This window comes from Paenibacillus alginolyticus DSM 5050 = NBRC 15375 (assembly GCF_000422905.1).
In the GTDB taxonomy this organism is placed as follows: Bacteria; Bacillota; Bacilli; order Paenibacillales; family NBRC-103111; genus Paenibacillus_E; species Paenibacillus_E alginolyticus.
Window position 1 is genome coordinate 22,327 of the sequence record NZ_AUGY01000074.1, and the last position, 20,374, is coordinate 42,700.

18 protein-coding genes are annotated in these 20,374 nt (G+C 45.5%); 3 read left to right on the forward strand and 15 right to left on the reverse strand.

Going from position 1 to position 20,374, the window contains the following annotated elements; all coding sequences use genetic code 11:
* Positions 1–5: 5 nt before the first annotated feature.
* Both G519_RS0127590 and G519_RS0127595 read right to left on the reverse strand, forming a co-directional pair.
* Positions 6–296 carry a hypothetical protein gene (locus G519_RS0127590; protein ID WP_029197444.1) on the reverse strand — a complete coding sequence of 97 codons (291 nt, stop codon included), beginning with the start codon at positions 294–296 and terminating at the stop codon, positions 6–8.
* The gene (locus G519_RS0127595) at positions 293–1,123 is read right to left on the reverse strand and encodes an amidohydrolase family protein (protein ID WP_029197445.1); all 831 of its coding nucleotides are present in this window, start codon (positions 1,121–1,123) and stop codon (positions 293–295) included. Before G519_RS0127595 ends, G519_RS0127590 begins: the two co-directional genes overlap by 4 nt.
* 145 nt (positions 1,124–1,268) lie before the next feature.
* Between G519_RS0127595 and G519_RS0127600 the strand changes: the two genes are divergently transcribed.
* Positions 1,269–2,132 carry an AraC family transcriptional regulator gene (locus G519_RS0127600; RefSeq protein WP_029197446.1) on the forward strand — a complete coding sequence of 288 codons (864 nt, stop codon included), beginning with the start codon at positions 1,269–1,271 and terminating at the stop codon, positions 2,130–2,132.
* 14 nt (positions 2,133–2,146) lie between these two features.
* On the opposite strand, the gene G519_RS0127605 is transcribed toward G519_RS0127600, so the two are convergent.
* The 7 genes from G519_RS0127605 to G519_RS0127635 form a co-directional block, all read right to left on the reverse strand.
* Entirely contained in the window at positions 2,147–3,412 is a 1,266-nt protein-coding gene (locus G519_RS0127605) for an ATP-binding protein (RefSeq protein WP_029197447.1), read from the reverse strand.
* A gap of 310 nt (positions 3,413–3,722) precedes the next feature.
* Positions 3,723–5,180, reverse strand: coding sequence for an exopolysaccharide Pel transporter PelG (gene pelG, locus G519_RS0127610; RefSeq protein WP_029197448.1), 1,458 nt, complete (start codon positions 5,178–5,180; stop codon positions 3,723–3,725).
* Positions 5,180–6,592 carry a GT4 family glycosyltransferase PelF gene (gene pelF / locus G519_RS0127615; protein ID WP_029197449.1) on the reverse strand — a complete coding sequence of 471 codons (1,413 nt, stop codon included), beginning with the start codon at positions 6,590–6,592 and terminating at the stop codon, positions 5,180–5,182. Before pelF ends, pelG begins: the two co-directional genes overlap by 1 nt.
* A complete protein-coding gene (locus G519_RS0127620; protein ID WP_029197450.1) occupies positions 6,589–8,433 on the reverse strand; it encodes a DUF2194 domain-containing protein in 1,845 nt (614 codons plus the stop codon). Before G519_RS0127620 ends, pelF begins: the two co-directional genes overlap by 4 nt.
* Positions 8,393–9,457 carry a tetratricopeptide repeat protein gene (locus G519_RS44805; RefSeq protein WP_051253736.1) on the reverse strand — a complete coding sequence of 355 codons (1,065 nt, stop codon included), beginning with the start codon at positions 9,455–9,457 and terminating at the stop codon, positions 8,393–8,395. The genes G519_RS0127620 and G519_RS44805 overlap by 41 nt, the downstream gene beginning before the upstream one ends.
* Entirely contained in the window at positions 9,454–10,689 is a 1,236-nt protein-coding gene (locus tag G519_RS0127630; RefSeq protein WP_029197451.1) for a hypothetical protein, read from the reverse strand. Before G519_RS0127630 ends, G519_RS44805 begins: the two co-directional genes overlap by 4 nt.
* A gap of 18 nt (positions 10,690–10,707) precedes the next feature.
* Positions 10,708–11,109, reverse strand: a complete 402-nt coding sequence (locus tag G519_RS0127635) for a response regulator (RefSeq protein WP_029197452.1) — start codon at positions 11,107–11,109, stop codon at positions 10,708–10,710.
* Between the two features lie 137 nt (positions 11,110–11,246).
* On the opposite strand from G519_RS0127635, the gene G519_RS0127640 reads away from it, so the two are divergent.
* Positions 11,247–12,077 (forward strand): endo alpha-1,4 polygalactosaminidase, encoded by an 831-nt coding sequence (locus tag G519_RS0127640; RefSeq protein WP_029197453.1) that lies wholly within the window; start codon positions 11,247–11,249, stop codon positions 12,075–12,077.
* Here the strand turns inward: G519_RS0127640 and G519_RS0127645 are convergent, their stop codons facing one another.
* The 3 genes from G519_RS0127645 to G519_RS0127655 form a co-directional block, all read right to left on the reverse strand.
* Positions 12,078–13,001, reverse strand: coding sequence for an NAD-dependent epimerase/dehydratase family protein (locus tag G519_RS0127645; RefSeq protein WP_029197454.1), 924 nt, complete (start codon positions 12,999–13,001; stop codon positions 12,078–12,080). It lies immediately after the preceding gene.
* A gap of 292 nt (positions 13,002–13,293) precedes the next feature.
* A complete protein-coding gene (locus tag G519_RS44810) occupies positions 13,294–14,628 on the reverse strand; it encodes a (Fe-S)-binding protein (RefSeq protein ID WP_036633921.1) in 1,335 nt (444 codons plus the stop codon).
* Positions 14,621–16,036 carry an FAD-linked oxidase C-terminal domain-containing protein gene (locus G519_RS0127655; protein WP_029197455.1) on the reverse strand — a complete coding sequence of 472 codons (1,416 nt, stop codon included), beginning with the start codon at positions 16,034–16,036 and terminating at the stop codon, positions 14,621–14,623. Before G519_RS0127655 ends, G519_RS44810 begins: the two co-directional genes overlap by 8 nt.
* Positions 16,037–16,155: 119 nt before the next feature.
* Here G519_RS0127655 and G519_RS0127660 point away from each other — a divergent pair, with 119 nt between their 5' ends.
* The gene (locus G519_RS0127660; RefSeq protein ID WP_029197456.1) at positions 16,156–16,869 is read left to right on the forward strand and encodes a FadR/GntR family transcriptional regulator; all 714 of its coding nucleotides are present in this window, start codon (positions 16,156–16,158) and stop codon (positions 16,867–16,869) included.
* Between the two features lie 137 nt (positions 16,870–17,006).
* Here G519_RS0127660 and G519_RS0127665 read toward each other — a convergent pair whose 3' ends face one another.
* The 3 genes from G519_RS0127665 to G519_RS53355 form a co-directional block, all read right to left on the reverse strand.
* Positions 17,007–18,200 (reverse strand): anhydro-N-acetylmuramic acid kinase, encoded by a 1,194-nt coding sequence (locus tag G519_RS0127665; protein WP_029197457.1) that lies wholly within the window; start codon positions 18,198–18,200, stop codon positions 17,007–17,009.
* On the reverse strand, positions 18,200–19,861 hold the full coding sequence (gene nagZ, locus G519_RS0127670) for a beta-N-acetylhexosaminidase (protein WP_051253738.1): 1,662 nt from the start codon (positions 19,859–19,861) through the stop codon (positions 18,200–18,202). Before nagZ ends, G519_RS0127665 begins: the two co-directional genes overlap by 1 nt.
* A 230-nt stretch (positions 19,862–20,091) precedes the next feature.
* A partial coding sequence (locus G519_RS53355; protein ID WP_029197459.1) for a transposase occupies positions 20,092–20,374 on the reverse strand: 283 nt, incomplete at its 5' end.

The following is a 20,374-nucleotide window of genomic DNA, read 5'->3' on the forward strand; positions in this document are numbered from 1 at the left end:
TCCGATTACAAATAGGTCTTCTCGTTATATTCGGGTCTTCCACTGATCCAAGACTTATTGTGGATGGGGGCCAGGATCTCCAGCACCTCCTGAAGCAGCTCTGTGTCCATTGGTTCATCTGTCCACGCAATATTATTGCGAATGTTGTCAGGGTTCGCTGTGCTGACTAGCGTAGTGGGGATGCGTTCATTCGCTGTTGCTTCGTTCGTTTCACGAAATACAGAACCTAATGAAGAGGCGCCAAAGCTCAGCACGGAGACATCAAGCCCCGTTTTTCCTAATTGACGATACTTCATAACTTATAAAATTCCTTTGCATTTAGTCCGAATAAGCGGACATTATCTGCTTCCGACCAATTGTCTGGCAATGCTTCAGTAAGCACTTCAATAACTTCATCATACTCGGCTGCGAGCAAACAAACCGGCCAATCACTGCCGAATAAAACACGCTCCGTTCCGAATACATCTATCACATGTTGGATATACGCCGTAAAGTCCTCATGCTTCCACTCCGTATGATTGGCTTCTGTCACCATGCCGGATAGCTTACAATATAGTTTTGGATGCTTCGCAATTGCCGCCATTTGGCTTTTCCAAGGCTCAATAACGCCATCTGCAATTCGCGGCTTAGCCATATGATCAATTACTGCGCGTAAACCCGGAACCAAATTCAAAAGCTGAACCACCGGCTCCAATTGATGGGATACGACAAGCAGATCAACGGGTACATCTTTTTCAGCAAAATATCGTAATGCTTCTACAAAATGAGGCTCAAGTATCACACTCGCATTCGGCATTTCTTGAATCATGACCCTAAAGCCTACATATTTGGGATGCTGACTAAACCTTTTATAATGGATCTGGTAGTCAGGGTCATTCAAATTCAGCCAACCTACGACACCGGCAATTGAATCTGATTCCTCGCTTAGGGATAATAGGTAATCCGTTTCTTCTAATGTCGGCGCCGCTTGAACAACAATGGTTTGATCCAAATGATGCTGGTGCAGGCGGGACAATAAGTCGTCCGGCAAATAATCACGGTACAGCACGGACAGCTCCGGTGTAAGCCACCCATAGTCACCCCGATCCATCTTCCAATAATGTTGGTGTGCATCAATCCGCATTGAGATTCTCCTCTTCATCATCCATATTTGGTACCGATTTCCTCTATTGTAACACCAAATAAATCATATGAAATAACGATATCTAGCATCATTATACGGTTTTTTGATATCATGGGTTTACAAGCTAACTTGAAGGAGGATTCTAATGCATCCCGTACGCAAAGTGTTCGATGCTAACGATGCCTTCCCATTTTCATATGCCTACAAAAACACAAAGAGCTCGCAAAGCGAGCTCCCTGAGCATTTCCACGATTGGTATGAGATTGTGTATGTTTATCGAGGAAAAGGAACCTTTTTTATCGATCATACTTTTTATGAAATGAAGCAAGGCGATCTCTTCCTCATCCCTGGCAATACGATTCACCGGGCAACGCCGGATAGAGAGATGCCTGTAACGTCCACAGCGATTTATTTCAACCCCAGTATCGTACAAGTTCCTAATCTGGGTGACTCATTTTCTTATTTGCATTGCTTCGATCAAGCCGCAGAACACCGCAATTACAAGCTTGAAACTCTACTCCCCCAGCGTCAACACCTAGATGTGTGTTTGGAATCCATTCAATATGAATGCAAACATCAGAGTTTGGGTCACCGGCAAGCTATCTTGCTGCAGCTCCTTCAGCTCTTGCTTTTTTTGAATCGTGATTTGGATTCTGGCATTAAGCCTAACGTAGGTGATTCCATTGCTCCCCCTGTGTGGATGAGGGAAATCTTGCTCTATATCGATCAACATTTCTGTGAGGACATCGGCCTCAAGACACTTTCGAAGCAAGCTTCCGTTACACCTGCCCATTTCAGCCGGGTATTTAAGCAGTTAATTGGGATGAATATTACCGCCTATATTATGACCAAACGAATTATCCGAGCGAAGCAGCTGCTTAGCGAAAACGACCTCAACATTAACATCATCGCAGAAATGTGCGGCTTCGAGAGCTTACCTCATTTTCATGCCATGTTCAAAAGAGTACTAGGGATGACTCCCGCGGCTGCTAGAAAGTCGACTAGATAGCTAAGCTGCACTGGCTAGGAAGCGTTCAATCTAGCAATTGTGATCATATACGTGGTCCCTTTGGCTACTTCACTCTTAACCTCTATCTTACCTTGCATCTTTTTAATAATGCTAAACGAAACCATTGTACCAAGGCCCGTCCCTTTATCTTTGGTGGAATAATAAGGAGTTCCAAGTCGATTCATTTGCTCTTTGGTCATTCCAATGCCAGTATCTCCTACCGAAATGACAACATGTCCGTTAATAGAATGGGCGGTAAATGTCAAAATCCCACCCTCAGGCATGGCCTCAATACTATTTTTTCCGATATTAATTAGCGCTTGCCGCAATTTATTTTTATCACCGAGAATAAGAAGTTCATCTTGCTCGATTTGTTTGATGATCTGTACATTTTGATAATTCGCATAGGAAGTAAGGACGTTAGCTACATAATCGATCTCATTCTTCATCTCGATGACTTCTATTTTTTCCGGTTCAGGCTTAGCGAAGGTTAAATAGTCAGAAATGATATGCTCCGCACGTTCCAACTCCTCTAAACAAATTTTTTGATAATATTGTCTATTCGATGTCGTAAGATCATCTTTCCCCATCAGTTGAATAAACCCCCTGACAGAAGTTAAAGGATTTCTAACCTCGTGCGCAACAGATGCCGCTATATCACTGACGATCTTCATCTTCTCGCTTCTTATGATTTCTTCACGCAATTGGGCATTTCTCTTGAAAGTCTCGAGTACATACACAAATACACCGGAAATCGTACATTGGGCAACAATCACCCCGTAAAAATACAGAAAATTTGTATGAATTAACGAAGAAAGATTGCCTATGAGATAACTATAGGTAGTCAAGCTTATTAGACGAATGCTCGCATAAACAAGAATGGATGAGATCATTTTTTGAATCAATGATAATCCTTGGAACTTGATAACAAACCAGATAATCACCAAAAAAGTAGGTAAAAAAGAGATGATATAGGCTATCTGATGGGGACTGCCTAAGATAAACCGGTAGACAAGGACAACCGCATATAAAAAAAGTGAGACATAAATGCCTCCATATAAGGAGCCGATACTTAGCGCAACAGCGCGTAAATCAAAGGTAAGACCATTAAGTACAACTGGAAACGTCATTGTGACCACGAGTGTGAAACTAAAAACAATGGCAATAATCACCCGATTATGACCATTTTCACGATCTGTTTTCATAATATAGGGGTAGATAATAACAGGTAGAAACACAATAAATAAATTAAATAATAGTTCCCTAACGTTATTAAACATATAGCCTCCTAGTAGCGTCCATACACATAACAGTACCACTAAACGTGATGCGGAAACAATGAGAAAACCTCTATCGAGGCCATTCAAAGATGAGCGACCGCGTTTAACGAGGAGAGACTTTGGTCTACGACCAAAGATCCCTAAAGCGGAGAGACTTTGCTCTACGACCAAAGATCCCTATATTAGGTTTTATCGCCAATAAGAAAGCGGTTTTCGGGAACCGAAAACTTATACTTTCTTATGTGGTAAAAAAAACAACCTCCATAGATGTCTATGGAAGCTGTAAATGTCTAAACTTAGCCTATTAATTTTAAAATCGCCAGTAAGCTTTTTCACTTAATCGGGTGAAAAATCCTCTTACTTCCTTGTAAATGATACTTTGTGATATAAAGGTATGAACCTCGATCCGTTTCAAGAATGTCAGCAAGCGAAACCCGCTCCAGCTGTACGCTGCAAGCCCAGCCAAAAAGTAACTAAACCCATAATAATCGAAGCCCAGAGGCAGTAGTGCAAAAGTTAATATCACATTAAAAGTGAAATAGATTCCCCCAGTAATGACTGCTCCTTTACGATCTTCGAAATACAGCATGATTAAGATATTAATGAGCATGATGGAATTCATCAGTGCTCCTAGCGCACACATCTTAAAAATGTCGATTACGATTTCTTGTAAGCCAAGCCTTTCTAAGAGCATATGACTGATTAAAATGATAAATAGCGTCAATAGGCCTTGCAGCTTCGTCAAACGATACAATTCACGCCAGAGCACCTCGACCATTCGCGTCTTCGCCTTGGTGATCATCTCCAGCGTTCCGCCATGGGTCACATAGCCGTAAAACGTTTTGTATTTATCATAAAATTGCGTTTCTACGGAAACGACGAACAGAACGAGTGACGGAATAATCGTCAAATTTGCCAGAAAGACAGGGGTATCATAGATGGGGCTATACCTAAACGTTTCCTCGATCCGGACACCTGATGGTCCTAACCAAATGATGATGTTATGCGTCCAGACGCCCATGTTGTAAAGAAATCCGATCCAAAGGAGCGAAGGATATTTATCGACATAATGTAAAAAACCATAGGGATTAGTCGCTTCTTTAGCCGGAAATGAGCGCAGCAGTACAAATACCAGCATGCTCATGGTAAGTAGAATACCACAGCTGAAACCCAATAAAATGTTGGTCGCCTGCTCATGTTGCTCGAAGGCAATTGGGTACCTCTGCAGAATAATCACACCGATAATCGAAACCAAAACACCTGCCAAAAATGAATAAGAAATAATCTTATAATCCTTAGCCGCGGTTAAAAAGACCATGGCCAGCCAAATTTGTCCAACCATGAAAAATAACAATACGCTCGTCACTTTATAAACCATTGATAAGGGGGACGACCAATAAAAAATCACAGCAATAATGAGTGAAATACCGAGTATGATCCTGCTTATCCCAACATAGGTAGGTGTGACGACCTCTAGACGATTTTGAAAAAAATGATCGGCCAAATACCTTGTAACACTTAACTGCCAGCCCCCGGAAAGGATTTGCGAGAAAATGAAACAATACGATACCGTAACAATAAACAATTGACGCTGAGCGTCATCTATATGACCAAAGTGAACAAGCATAAAGTTAATCAGCGCAATACTGCCGACAGATATCATCCAAGGACCAGCAGCAATGAAAGAAGCATAGGTATAAGCCCGAACTCTTAGTGTAAGATAGTCATCGCGGAACAACTTCTGTAGGGTAAATCCGATTCCCGCCATTAGGTAACCACCTCATCGTATAACTGCCGGTAAGCATCAATAAAATGATCAATCTGATAATAGGCTTCCACCCGATTGCGTCCTACTTGTCCCATATACGTACGCTCTTCCGGGAGTGTATACATTTTCACCATAGCCTCAGACATCGCTTTTGGATTAACAGGAGGAACGACATATCCGGCTATTCCGACATCGTGCTCATCCTTCCCCTCCAGCAGCTCGCGGCAGCTGCCTACCTCCGTACAGATCCATGGTATTCCTGCGGCCATTCCTTCCAGAACGGCAAGGGGCTGACCTTCACTAATCGAGCTCAATATGAGTACATCAATCTTGGGCAGATATTCGTCAATCGCTACTTTCCCCAAAAAGGTAACGATCTCCTCCAAATGGAGATTGCGGGTTAAGGCTATGCATTCCTGATAGTAATCAGGATCTTCGTCCGTAGGCCCCATTATCCAAAGACGCATGTCAGGGATGTCATGACTGGCAAGCCGAACAGCATAGAGCATCGTCTTAATATCCTTAATAGGTACTAGACGTACTAAGGCCCCAAAGACTATCCCTCCACCGGAAGTACTCGTATGTCTTGGAAGCACTGACAATCTATGATAATCAATGCCATTGGGGATAATCATAGCTTTATCAGCATGAAGTCCGAGCTCAAGCTGAGTTTGATGGGTACCTTGATAAAGAGAAATGGTTCGATCAGCTGTGTGATAAGCACCTTGGGACATATGGTAGAAGTATTCGATCCATCTTTTTTTGAAGGGAGGATCTACCCATGCTGATTTCAAAATCTCTTCTTCCCTTTCACGTGCGTAAACGCCATGCTCCGTAAGCAGGAATGGCTTCTTATGCTTCATTCGCAGATAAGTGGCGATCAAGCCAGCATATCCGGTTGAAACCGCATGATACACATCAGCTATCGGATAAGACTGCTGCAGCAGATAAATGGCGGGGAGGTACATGGATCTCCACGTCCAGAAATAGCTATTAAACGAATGATTCGGCATTTCTTGCTCATAGGAAGCAACCAGGAAATCCCAAAATATTTCACTTTTCATAAAGGTGATCGGATTTCCGAGCTTTTTAGGATCAGCAATGCAGGGAATCGATTGCTCGGAATTTTTTTGAAAAGCAAACCACTCCAGACAAGATGCAGCTTCTTTCTTGGTTAATCGCGGAGGCTTCCCCTCCTCTAGATTCAAGTAGTCCATCATGAAAACATCATGAATGCCTGAAATATTCGGCGGAAGCTTGTATTTATAGCTTGAGGCCTCTTGACGAGAAGAAGAAATCGCAATGATTTCAAATTCATGCTCTGGCATGGCCGAGACCAACATCTGAATCCAATTCGCTACCCCACCTGACACGTAAGGGTAACTTCCTTCCACTAACAATGCGATTTTCATGGCTTCATTTCCTTCAATTGTAGGGTCACAGTAGGTTGACGAGCCTCCAAATGCCAAAGTCCGTCGGTATGTTCCATACGTGTCAGTACACCAGCTTCCTTGGGAATCTCCGGTGTTCGGTTAGCTGGCACACGAACGGTGTAATGCATGGGGACCAGCTCATCCTTGGTCGTAATCGTTATTACGTCTTGACTGTAATGAACATCGACCTTCCCAGCCGAGTAAATACTAAGTTTTTTCACGGCGTCCCTAACCGTTAAAGGTTGAAGATACGAATAGCTTTTACCCAGCGACGCCATCCAGGCTTCGAATTGCTGACTCAAAAACTTCCAGCCTTTTCCTGAGGAACGTTTGATATCGAGTGCATCATCCGGATGTACAAAGTGATTCACCAGACCAAAATTAGCAATAACATCATTTACGTAAAATTTCATGCTGTCGTCCAGCCAGTAACCGGATGATATCCGGGGGAAATTCGTGAATTGCGGAAATTCACTGTCCACCCCAAATTCCTGTTCCAGAAAGCCCTCTTCTTCTCCCGCATAATACAGGGAAGCGATGATATCAATGGAGGGTACAGCTTCAGCGATCGCTGCCTTTCCCGTCTTGTTCAGAACGTTGGACGGAGGCACATATGTCTTCAACTCATGCCCGGGAAACAAACTGTTCGCGAGCTCGACCATGCGCTGAAGACTTTCGACCATGGATGCTTTATCGGGCCAAGGAACATAGCCGAGATTACTATTAATTGGCTCCTCTGGCGTGACAAGGGATTGATGATTATAGCCATGCAGACCAATCTCTCCACCCAGACCCAGCAGCTTACTGCCAAAATAAGGCATGATCTTCGGATAGTTCCCCAGCAGTGTTGGGAGAGGCGAACTCGTCTGGTTCTGATAATTCCCAATCATGAGGCCTGTATACTTCCACCCATAAAGCTTCGCGAAACGAGCCATATCCTCCCACCAAATCCGTTCATAGAATTCAGGTGTGCTAAGCCCATACTCCTGACGAATCAGCGGATTAACAACAAGCGGAACGGGGGACGGGAAATCGTCAATATTCAGACTTCGTATGGCAACTTGTGAGGTAACGAGACTGTCTAGAGCAAGGCCAATGGATTGGACCATAAGCCCTCGACCTACCTTCTGGATACTGCTGGTTGAGTTCCAGAATACGACGCTCCCCTGCCCATAGTTATTTTTCCAAAGCATAGGCGTCCCTTCGGCTGATAAATACATGTTAACCTGCGGCTTAAGCTTAATATCCAACATACTGTTAGAAAATAGCTCGTTGCTAGCTGGAAGATTAGGATAGCCGGGAAATACGGTTTGGTTGACTTCTATGCCGTGAATCGTTCTTTCAATGAATCCGTTATTGCTTTCTATCCCAAGCATGTCGTTCCATTCCGGCGCATAAAACCGCGTATAGGCAAGAAGTCGGCCGCCTTCATTCAAATAGGACTGGATAACGGTCTGATCCAGCTCGCTTATATCTTCGCCAGTAAGTAGAATGACAGTCCAGGGGTTTGGTTTAATTGTCCTCAATTCATCAGCTGTTATGGAATCCGCATGCAATTTGGCAAGCCCTAGTGCTGTCTGTAGGTTGACTTTGACCTTATTGCCTACTGAATCCTTAGGATTTGTATACATATACAGACTGAGCTTATCACCTGTTGCGGATGATTGGACCGAGCTCTTTACTGGAAACTGTGCCTCTTGATACACATTTCTTACGGAGGATAAAGGAAACAAGTCAACGGTTCGTATGGTTTGCAGCCCGACACCGAGCAGCAGCACACTAACGATAACGCATGTAAAGATGATCAACTTGCGGGACACCTTGTTCCTTCAGCTCCTTCCAAAATTGGATCGCAGGCAGATGCTCGTCTGGAACCTCAATGCTGCAGTCCAACCATTGCTGTGCAAATAGACTAAGTTCATTTAGTTTTCCTTCTGCATACATTTTTTCTGCTTGAGTTAAATAAATCAGATAGCGATAATCTCCTACATGGGAAAGCTGTTCAGCGTAGCGGATGGCCGTCTGATAATCCTTTTCCATTCGCGCCAGATGACATAGCTCTACGATAAACCGGGGCTCATCGGGAAATTGCGAAAGCCCCCGTCCTATCCATTGTTTAAACGTTTGCCTGACTTCCATAGCAAGCTCTTCCGTCAATAAATGACTTCCCAAATATAATCGGTAGGTTTCCAATAATTCTTTCCATGTCTCCCAACTTTTATCGTCCTGCTGCAAAAGCAAGGTCCATTTCTTGATACTTCGTAAATATTGCTCATGTAAATAGTTCAAGCTAGTCGCTGCATAATGAACCACCTCGGGATCCTCATTGCGCAGGGCTTCGTTAAATAACTGCACTTTATTATTGCCTTCATATTGGAGGAGGGAAAATAAAGCCTCCTTCTTGCCCAAAGGCTCGCCTGACATCAGAATTTCCCTGAATGGCAGACGGTTCGATTCCGCTTCCACATTAATATGATAGCTTTCCATGGATTGCGGAGAATAATAGACGTAGTTCTCATATTCCTCGTAAAAATCGTGCCGAAAGCGAACAAGTAACAAGCCTAAGAAAACCAATGATCCAACCAGAAATCCAACGCCAGGAAAGAAAAGGATGATGGTTTGCACCCAACCGGCACTTAATCGGTCTTCGATTCTGAAGGTGATGATATGAAGCAGCCTATTATAAATGATTACAAGGACGAGATGGGGCAGCAAGCTAATCCAATGAAAAGAAAGCCCAATGATCTGCAGTCCATCTAACACTGCAAATAGTAGACTGACTGCCACGGCAAGCCATGCGTGAGGAGAAACATCAAAATGCCGAACATTCCGAGAGACTCTCATTCTGAGACCCTCCTATTGAAACGATTCCTAATCCTGTCTTCAATACGTGATGCCAGATCTGGTGACGTAGCAGGAAGTAAAAATAACAGCTCTCCGCGAAATGAATCGTAGGCCATCGCATCTTCTTCACGCAGCATCTGCTGTGTTAAGCTATTGATTTCGATCAGTGCATCTGTCTCTTCCATTTCGCTAAACTCGATAGGAATCTTCAGCAGCAGGAAATTTTGGGCAAAATCGGTTGCACGTATCGTTTCTTCATTCAATTTGGCGTAGAAATGATCCGGCTTCATGATCCGAGTATTGGGGAAATATCGTTGTTCATTCAACTTCTGTTCCTTTTGGAACGCTTTCACACAGCTCTCACCCATCCAAGTGAGAATAAGTCGAAACAGATCTATCGTATGCTTGTTCAAGGCAACAAAATCAAGCCCGTTCAAACCAATAATGCCTATAATTTGCTTATTCTCATCCAGAAGAGGGCCTGCAAGAATGGGAATTTCTGCCGATACTCCCTCCGGTCGCATTTGAATCGTTTTCTCCTTGCATACTTGGGCGTATAAGGATGGTTGATCTAGGAATACGGTGGAAGGATAATGGGTTTCTGCTCCGTAATAGACTTTCAGCCTCAGTACATCACCGCCGGGGCTCATTCGATAGATTACGATGGATCCCGCTTGAATTAAATCTTTGCATAAACGTACAGCATCCGTGAAAATAATTTCCGATTCTTCGGAATCTAATGCCTTGGCAATTTTATAGAGGGTATACATGCTTTCTTGAGCACCGACGACCTTCGTTTCCAAGGCTTTCTTAACAAAGAGCAGATCATGATAGCTGGTATCCATTTTCGCTAGCTGCTGCTTATTGTCCTCAAATTCATCCGCCAGAATGGCATATCGAAAACGTAAATCGGAGGAAACGTGACCTACAAATAAAGCGATCCCCCAATAACAGACGAACCATTTCGCCTGATCCCATCGGTCAAACAGTCCATATACGTCACCGTTAATCTGAAGGTACGTAAAGATATGCAGCAAGCTGGCTCCAATCGCCGAGGCTGCGCCTATGCGTGTTCCATAGCGGAGAGAAAAGTAAAGAGTCACAAATAAAAATGGATTGGGTGACCAATTCAACCAATCAATGTTGTACACCATATGGATAGTAAATAGAACGGCGAGAAAAAAAGCCAGTTCACACCAGGCTAACCAGCTTCGGTTTTGTCGAAAAATCAATCACGCTTCCTCCAAACTCTAACTATCCAAAGGTTTGATAATAATGGGGTTATTTTTCTTCTTATAAAACTGTTTCAATTGCTCAAAGATATCATCCATTTGAAAAGGCTTAATGATATACTCATCGGCTCCAGCCATCATTGACTTCGATAATTCGCCGATGGAATGCTTCGCACTCATCAGAAAAATCGGCGTCTTGGCAAAGGATTTGTCCGAGCGAAGCTCACGGCATAGTTCAAATCCCGTTAAATTCGGCATAAGTACATCGGACAGCACAGCGTCCGGTTTCAATTCCTTTATCGATTTTAACGCAACAACAGGGTCATTGAAGGCAGATACCTGGAGACCTATCACTTCGAATAAATCCTGTAGAATGTGTAGCAGGACATTATCGTCGTCTACGATAGCTATGTGTTTCATGGCTGTCAACTCCTTACATTTATCTAGCTGCAGATTTCATAATTGATGTATGTGAAAGGATAAGTTTGAATGTTGGTAGGTTATATTTTATCATATAATGAAGCTAATCCAAATTTCAGGAAGGTCCGTGAAAAGCGATGAAGACATCTCAGGTTACAGCTGCCATTATTGTCTCCATGGTCTTTTTTTCTTTCCCATTCAAAAAGCAAGTCCAAGCTTCTAAACCTTTTCAAAACGTAAAAGACTACTCCCTCTACTATGGTGCACCTACGGAACAAGCAATCATGCACTTAAAGTCCAAAGATCTTATCATTATTGAACCTCAATTGTTCTCAAAGGTCCAGATACAAGACATTCAATCCAAGGGCACTATCGTTATAGGTTATATAAGCGTTATGGAAACTCCTTCCTGGAACAGCCTTCGTGTGAAGGAACTACTGTCTTCGGACTACTTATTGAAGCATGGCGAGCGTGTCCATTTCAAGCAATGGGACTCTTATTTGATGGACTTGCGGCAATTACATTACCGTCAGCTGCTGTTGTCAGAAATCAAAACTTCGATCTCAGACAAAGGCTTGGACGGTATGTTCCTGGATACGGTTGGGGATATCGATGACTGGATTCAAGATGCAGCTACGCAAACCCAAACAAGAGAAGCTTACCGTTCTTTCCTTCATGACGTGAGCAACCAATACCCCGAGCTTTCCATGATTCAGAATCGCGGCTTTGATACACTCGACTATGCGCTGCCTTATATGGATGGTTTGTTATGGGAGGACTGGAGGGCGAATTGGAAAGAGGACACGTGGATGAGAACAAGAGTGGACAAACTGCGAAAGGAACAAAAGAAGGGCTTGACCGTATTTTCTATCCAATTAACGAAAGAGAGCTCCCCTGGAAGAGAAGCCCGCAAACTCAAGTTTTTACATATAGACGCACCTAATGGTTATTCGGAAATAAACAACTAATTATCCCAGATATTGTTCTTTGTAATAGTCAAAGGTCTCTTGCAAGCCGCTTCTTAATGTATATACCGGACTCCAGTCCAAACCGGCAAGCGCAGCGCGATTATCCAATCGACTGTGAACGATATCTCCTGCTCGAGCAGGTGCGTAGGAGGGATTGAAGCTCATTCCGCTGATGTCGCACATTTCCTTAAGAAGGACGTTAACACTCGTCTGCTCGTTCCAACTGATATTGTATAACCCTCGGCTGCCCTTGCTCAATGCGGCCACATTTGCGCGAACGATATCTTTCACATAAATAAAATCTCTCGTTTGCTCTCCGTCACTAAAAATCAAGGGTTGTTTACCTGTTAGAAGCTTATCTACGAAAATGGAGACTACGCCTCCCTCGCCCTTAGGATCCTGTCTAATTCCATATACATTCGCATAGCGCAAAATCGTATAATCCAACTCATAAAGCGAAGAAAAGCTCTCTATATAGTGTTCCGGCGTATGTTTGGAAATACCATAGAAGGATAGCGGCTTTATCGGATGCTTCTCATCAACGCCCAAATATTGCGGTGTTCCATACACGGCAGCGGATGAAGCGTAAATCAACTTACGAACGCCATGCTCCCTACATTGTTCCAAGACGGCAATGGTTCCGAGAATGTTTATTTTAGCGTCTAGTAAAGGATTAGTCAGCGAGGTCTGAACATCGATTTGTGCAGCATGATGAATGACGACTTCTGGGCGTGCAGCGGTAAATGCCTCTGCTAATCCGTTATCTAACAGATCCCCTTGATGGAAAACAGCAAGGGGATTCAAGTTTTCATCACGGCCTGTAGATAAATTATCAAAAATATGTACGTGATGCCCCGAAATGATCAATTGATCAACAATATGTGAAGCGATAAAACCGGCTCCCCCGGTAACTAAAATATTCATCAGCATTCGCCTCCATCACGTTAACGTAAATAAGTTATGAGAAAACCTCTATCGAGGCCAATCAAAGATGAGCGACCGCGTTTAGATGTAAGTTTTATCGCCAATAAGAAAGCGGTTTTCGGGTACCGAAAACTTATACTTTCTTATGTGGTAACAAAGATCACTCAACTTGAGTTTTATTATATTATAGATCTCCTGTTTGTAGTTAGAATGAAAAAATAACAATTAAAAAGAGGGGCTGTCTCAATCATGCACTTTGAGACAGCCCCTTTATTTTTTGATTGACATGGATTTAATTTTTTACGACTCTGTCATATAAAAAGTCGGCAATATGGACCGCCTCCATGTGATCTTTTTGCCCGTGCTTTTCTATACCCAGCTTCATTTGCAGCAAGCAGCCGGGGTTGCTTGTAACCAGATACTGAGCGGCAGTAGCGTTCACATTTTCCATTTTGTGCTCCAGAATTTGGTTCGCCATAACGGGCTGTGTGACATTATAAATGCCGGCCGAACCACAGCAGGAGCCTGCATCTTTCATTTCTATAAAGGCAACGTTGCCTACCTCTTTTAGAAGCTGTCGGGAAGGATTGCTGCCTTTCATCACATTGCGTAGATGACAAGAGTCCTGATACGTAACGCGAGTGGAAGCTCCGCCATCAACAGTCTCTGCGAACTGGAGTGGACGTCCTTGCTCTACAAGAATCGTACTGATGTCCTTGACTCGCGCAGCGAACCAAGTCGAAGCTTCTTTCCATTCCGGCTCCTCATGAAGCAAATGATCATACTCCACTAGAATGGCGCCGCAGCCACCCGCATTGGACACAATATAATCTACGCCGGCCTCTTGGAAGGCGCGAATGTTATTCTTGGCTAAAGCTTTCGCCTGATCACTCTCACCGCTGTGGGCATGAAGGGCCCCGCAGCAATTCTGCGTCTCTGGAATGACCACGTCAAATCCCGCTTCAGAAAGCAGTTTGACCGTTTTGATATTCGTTTCGGTAAACAAAACATCCATTAAACAGCCGCGGAACATGCCAACCGTAGCAATCTTTTCCCCTTTTGCCGGAATGTAGGTACCCAATTGCTCTACGATTCCTTTATTTGAAGCGTCAGGGAGTATTTTTTCCATATCGGATAAGTGCTTGGAAAACATCTTTACAGCACCTGTTTTCCTAACGACGGTTTGCAACCCTGATTTTTTATAGAAATGAAGCCCTGATCCTAACAAACTCATCCTTTTTTGATGAGGGAATAGCTCCTTGAACACCAGCTTGCGTACACCGCTTACCCACCATCTGTGCTGCTTCGTATGCGTCTCAATCGCATCGCGGGCCTGTTCAATTAACTGTCCATATTTCACATCGGCCGGACAGGCTGGTTCACAAGCGCGGCATCCCAAGCAATGGTTCATTTGGTCTTCGAAGCTGATACCTGGCTCCATAATGCCATCCACGGCCGCTTTCATAAGTGAAATTCGTCCGCGAGGGGATTCAGCTTCCACGCCGGTCTCCTTGAATGTCGGACAAGCTGGCAGACAGAAACCGCAGCGCATACAATTGGTTAACTGCTCGTAATCCAGCTTCTGTACCAGTGTTTCTTGAAGTGTTGCAGCCGCGAGCTTAGCCACGATTAATCACCACCCTGCGTCTGGACTCTTTGGCAAACATTTTACCTGGGTTTAAAAGATGGTGAGGATCAAAGACTTCCTTAATCCCTTTCATCATGGCGATTCCGGAACTTCCTACCTTCCATTCCAAGAAAGGCGCTTTGACTAAACCAACGCCATGCTCGCCGGTAATCGTTCCCCCCATCCCGATAGCCGCTTCGAATATTTCTTCGAAAGCTAGTTCAACACGATGTATTTCTTCGTGATCCCTCGCATCTGTCGTCGCCGTTGGATGAAGGTTTCCATCTCCTGCATGTCCAAAGGTACAAATTTGCACACGATGCTTCTCGGCTATGCGATTGATCTCTAGGACCATATCAGCAATCTTAGAGCGTGGTACCGTCGCATCCTCTAATATCGTTGTTGGGCGTAAACGAGCGAGTGCGGTAAAGGCACTTCTCCTTGCCGTTAACAGCTTCAGAGCTTCCTCCTGATTACTCGCAATGCTAACTTCATCCGCCAGCTCCTCGCGGCAGATTTCCGAGATCCGTTCGATATCCCGCTCAACGGTTTCCATATCTCCATCCTGCTCGATTAACAAAATAGCAGCCATATCGAGCGGAAGGCCCAATTTGGCGAAATCGTCGACAACACGAATCGTTGGATTATCCATAAATTCTAGGGTAGCTGGAATGATGCGATTTTCAATGATTTTGGATACCGTACGAGCAGCTCCATATAAATCTTTATACATAGCGAGCATCGTTTTCTTATATTTGGGAGGCGGTATTAGCTTAAGCGTTGCTTCGGTAATAACAGCTAAAGTACCCTCCGAGCCAATGAGCAGCTTCGTTAAATCATAGCCAGCTACGTCCTTCATCAGCTTCCCGCCTGTACGCATAATTTCACCTGAAGCTAGGACACATTCTAGTCCGATCACATAATCTTTGGTCGTGCCGTATTTTAAGCCGCGAAGACCTCCGGAGCATTCCGCAATATTTCCGCCTATCGTCGAGATCGACATACTGCTTGGATCTGGTGGATAAAATAAGCCAAGATTTTCAATATGTTCAATGAATTGCTTCGTAATGATACCCGGCTGAACCGTTGCTGTTAAATTTTGCATATCGATGTCGAGTATCGCATTCATGCGATGCATGACCATCACGATGCCCCCTTGAACGGGGACCGTTCCGCCGCAAAGATTCGTGCCTGAACCTCGGCTGACCAGCGGAATGCGATATTCATTTAACACCTTCATAATCGCAGATACCTGCGCCGTCTCTTTGGGATAGATCACACCATCAGGCAGCGCTTGGAGCATAGGTGTTCCATCGTAAGAATGCGTGACAAGCGATTCCATATCATCTTTGAAAAATGCTTCGCCTACAATATCCTGCAGTTTTTGTCTTACTCGGCTATCCAGCATAAATACCTCCCATGGGACTACTCATTTATTTCAACACAATTGATCATGTGATCAGATGACTTTTTTTCTATTTTAACTTATGATTGAATAGATGTATAGATACTTCATGGGGGAATTATATGACATTTCAGCAGATTCGACCGCAAAAAGGCTCCGAAATCGTGCTTCAGCAAATTAAAATGCAAATCGAGACCGGAACTTATGCACCAGGTTCGAAACTTCCAACCGTCGTGGAGCTTGCAGCTAACTTTCAGGTTGGCCGTTCTACGGTTAGAGAAGCGCTTAGCGGATTAAAGGCAATGGGATGGGTAGATATTCGACATGGCGGAGGCACCTTCGTTACGAACCCCTTGCCGATAGACAGCAGCAGCCTCTTCGATCAGGGCCAAACGCTGCAGGAAGTACAGGAGGTGCGAAGATTCATAGAGGCGGGTTGTGCTTCGTTAGCCGCAAGTCGCCGTACAGAAGAAAATTTGACGGCACTTAGGCAGATCCTCAACACGATGGAAGCTTCATTTGAAAACGAAGAAGAAAGCGAGCAAGCCGACATTCGCTTTCACCTAGAGATCGCCAAAGCCTCCCACAATTCCCTCTTGATCGGGATGATGGAGTCATTAACGGAACGGTTGCAGCTAAGTATGAAGGCTTCTCGCCGTCTATGGTTTTTTGCTGAACGAGCTTCCGCTGAGAAGCTATTTCAGGAACATCGTGACATCGTCGATGCCATTGAGATGAAAGATGAGCAGCTTGCAGCGGAAAAGATGTCGCAGCATATTCATAAAGTGGACCAAGTGATTCAAAAGCTTGCCAAGATATCTACAGATGCTTTCTGAGAAACTAGACTAAGTCAACCACTTCATTGTCTGTCAGCACAATACCGCACAGCTTCAGTACTGCAGCTGTGCGCTCCTGAGCCCTCGTGATTTCGCTTCTTTTAAACTCTTCACGCCCTCCCTAAAATCAAAAGAATCTAAGGCAGAGCTAACTTGCCCATTATCGTAGGACGCTTAGCTCCGGTAGCGGATGGCAGATTATTGGGCACACCATGAATCCAATCGTTGCCTAGCAAGGCAAAGAGGACAGCTTCTTTGGCATCACCTGATAAGCCAAGTTCATCCGAGGTAAGAACGATTTGTTCTGGAAGCATCTCTCGGAGCAGCCGGAGCAGCGTCTGATTATGTGCCCCGCCGCCGCTAACAATCACTTCCGCAATGTTATACTCCGGAAAAACGAAGTCCTTGTAAGCGCCAGCGATGGAATGCGCGGTAAAAGATGTCGCTGTCGCGACGATGTCTTCGGGAGGTAATCCTCGCTCAAGAGCAGCCGCCAAATAAGAAGCGGCATAATCTTTACCAAAGAGCTCCCGCCCCGTTGTTTTGGGCGGAGGGAGTTTGAAATAAGAATGCGCCAGCATGCTATTAAGCAGCTCAGTATTTACACAGCCGTTTGAGGCCCACTCGCCATTCGCATCATAAGTCAGCCGCCCTTGTGAAAGTTCAAAGACAACTTGATCCATAATCATATTGCCTGGTCCCGTATCAAAGGCGATAAGACGATGAGCTTCGGTCGATGCGGAGGCAGGAATCGCGGTGCAATTGCCAATCCCGCCGATATTTTGGAGAATACGCCCCTTCTCCTCGTGGCGGAACAGAATAAAGTCCCCGTATGGTGCAAGCGGTGCACCTTGACCGCCAACCGCCATATCCGCTGTTCGGAAATCGCCAACCACAGGTCTTCCCGTCCGCTTAGCGAGGACGGATAAATCACCGATTTGCAGGGTTGATTTCGGCAGAAAAGGATTCGCTTCATCCGCGACTGGAATGTGCCATACGGTCTGACCATGAGAGCTGATCAGATCAATATGCTCCATGGGAATGTTAGCCGCTGCCGCCGCACGTAACACTGCATCGGCAAAACGTTCTGCTATCGCGAAGTTCATCCCGCATAGTAACGACACATCGGAATGTTCGATGGAACATAATTCTTTAAGCTTTTCCCGTAACTCATCTTCATAGGCGAAGCTCTCAAAGTGGAGCACCTCCACCTTCGCGTGGGCGCCGCAGCCATCAATCCGAACAAGCGCGACGTCAATGCCGTCTAGGGAAGTACCTGACATGATTCCAGCCACCGTCAGAGAAGTTTGATTCAATAAGGAGCGCAGCATCACAAACCACTCTCCCATTTCCATCCGGCAGGATAGTCAAGACCGAGCGAGACCGGCAGTCGGCCTTGCGGAGTAAGATGACCTAGCAAGCACTTGGCCGCGCTTTGCAGAGCAAGCGGCCGGCTTTCATAAGCCGCGACGAAGGTTGAAATCTCCGACAGCTCCAGCAAATCGTACGGCACTCGGAGTGCGACGACGACAAGCGGCTTGCCGAGCGCCTCCAGGGCACGCACCAGCTCGACCTGCGCGGGATGGAATCGGGCGTTGTACGTCCCGATGACGATCTGCTCCGCCTGCTGCGCCTCGGCGAGCAGCCCAGCGCTGCTCGCTGCCACCTCCGGCAGCGGCAGCACGCGATCGAGCACGTCTAAGCCGTGCTCGGCCAGCGCAGCCCCCAAGCTCGCGGGGCCCGCGTATGTTTCGTCGACACCCGACGAAACGGCTGCGGCCACAGTGACCGCGAGCGTCTTCACCCGCTTCAGCGGGAGCAGCTTCTGCTCGTCTTTGACGAGCGTGATGCTCGCCTCGCTGAGGCGCTGGGCGACCGCGCGGTGCGCCGCGGTCCCGACCTCTTGTGCGGCCGCTGCACTTGGCCGCGCTTCAAACAAGCCGCGCCGCTCCTTGAGCGCGAGCAAACGGGCGACCGAAGCGTCAATACGCGCTTCGGTCATGCGCCCTTCGCGCACCGCGCGCTCCAGCGCGGTGATCGCCGCGAGCTGGCGGTCGCGGCTGTGGCTGATCAGCACGAGATCAGCCCCCGCTTCGACCGCCATGACAGCCGCCGGCGCTGTGCCGTAATGTTCGGAGATCGCGTTCATTTCCATGCAATCTGTCATAATCACACCCTCAAAGCCGAGCTCCTCACGGAGGAGTCCAGTAAGCACCGACTTCGAAAGAGTGACGGGCAGCTTAGCCGATTCTAAAGCGGGGAAATAAATGTGCGCTGACATAATAGCATCCACGCCGTTTTTGATCGATTCAACGAAAGGCACCAATTCAACCGCACGAATACGCACTTCTGAATGCTCGATCATTGGTAAATCCAGATGCGAATCCACATTCGTATCGCCATGACCCGGGAAATGCTTGGCCGTTGCAACGACTCCAGCATCCTGGTAACCTTGCATCGACTGTCTTCCAAATTCAGCGACAAGTTCCGGAGACTCCCCGAATGATCGAACGCCGATCACGGGGTTATCCGGATTATTATTCACATCCAGAACCGGGGCGAAGTTCATATTAACGCCCAGCGTTCGCAATTCCTGCCCTGAGATAAAGGACGCCTCATAAGCAGACTTTGAACCGTCACTCGCTTCAAGAGCTCCCGCAGCTAGTGCCATCTGCCCTGGCATTAGCGCCACGCCTTCTGTCAAACGAGCCACCATGCCGCCCTCTTGATCGATGGATATCCATAACGGCAGATTCTGAGACCGCTTTGCAACTTGTTGAAGCTGCTCGGATAACTGAGCAACTTGCTGTGTATCCTGTACATTGCGAGCGAAATAAATGACCCCGCCAATGTGGTTTTGTTCTATAAAGTTCTCCAGATCTTCCGTCATGCCTGTGCCTTCAAATCCACAAAGGATCATCTGACCGATTTTTTGCCGAAGCGTCCATTCACTGAGGTCTGTATGACTCCCGCTTATGCTACTTGTACTCATTTCTTTAAATAACTCCCCTCGTAAAGCCAAAATGATTTCCGCAGCTCCAAGCTGTCATGTAAGTGTTTACAAACTGAAACGAATATCTATTATTATAGGAATAACAAAATAATATTTCAATATAAATATAAAATATGAAATTTTATTTTAAATATATGTTTAAACATTTGCTTGCTAGTCCGTGTAATGTTGTATTTTGTACAGGCCTGTTGATCTACCAATAAATGGATTCAAGGGAAGGTTAAATTACTCGTCAAATAAACGATCCATTCCGGCTGCATAACGTCCATGCTAAATAACCGATCGAATTCGGCAAAAGTTAACTTGGCACTTGGATGAACTACGGAGTTTCCTTGATCGAACACAAATTTGAGTAACACATATACCAGTAGAGCTGTGTACAATTGGCCATATATGGCATTTGGGCTTGTTCCAAATAGCTTAGGCACGTTAAGATGCTGCTTTATCCAACGGAAAAAAACCTCAATCTGCCACCGCTTCCTATACATCTCA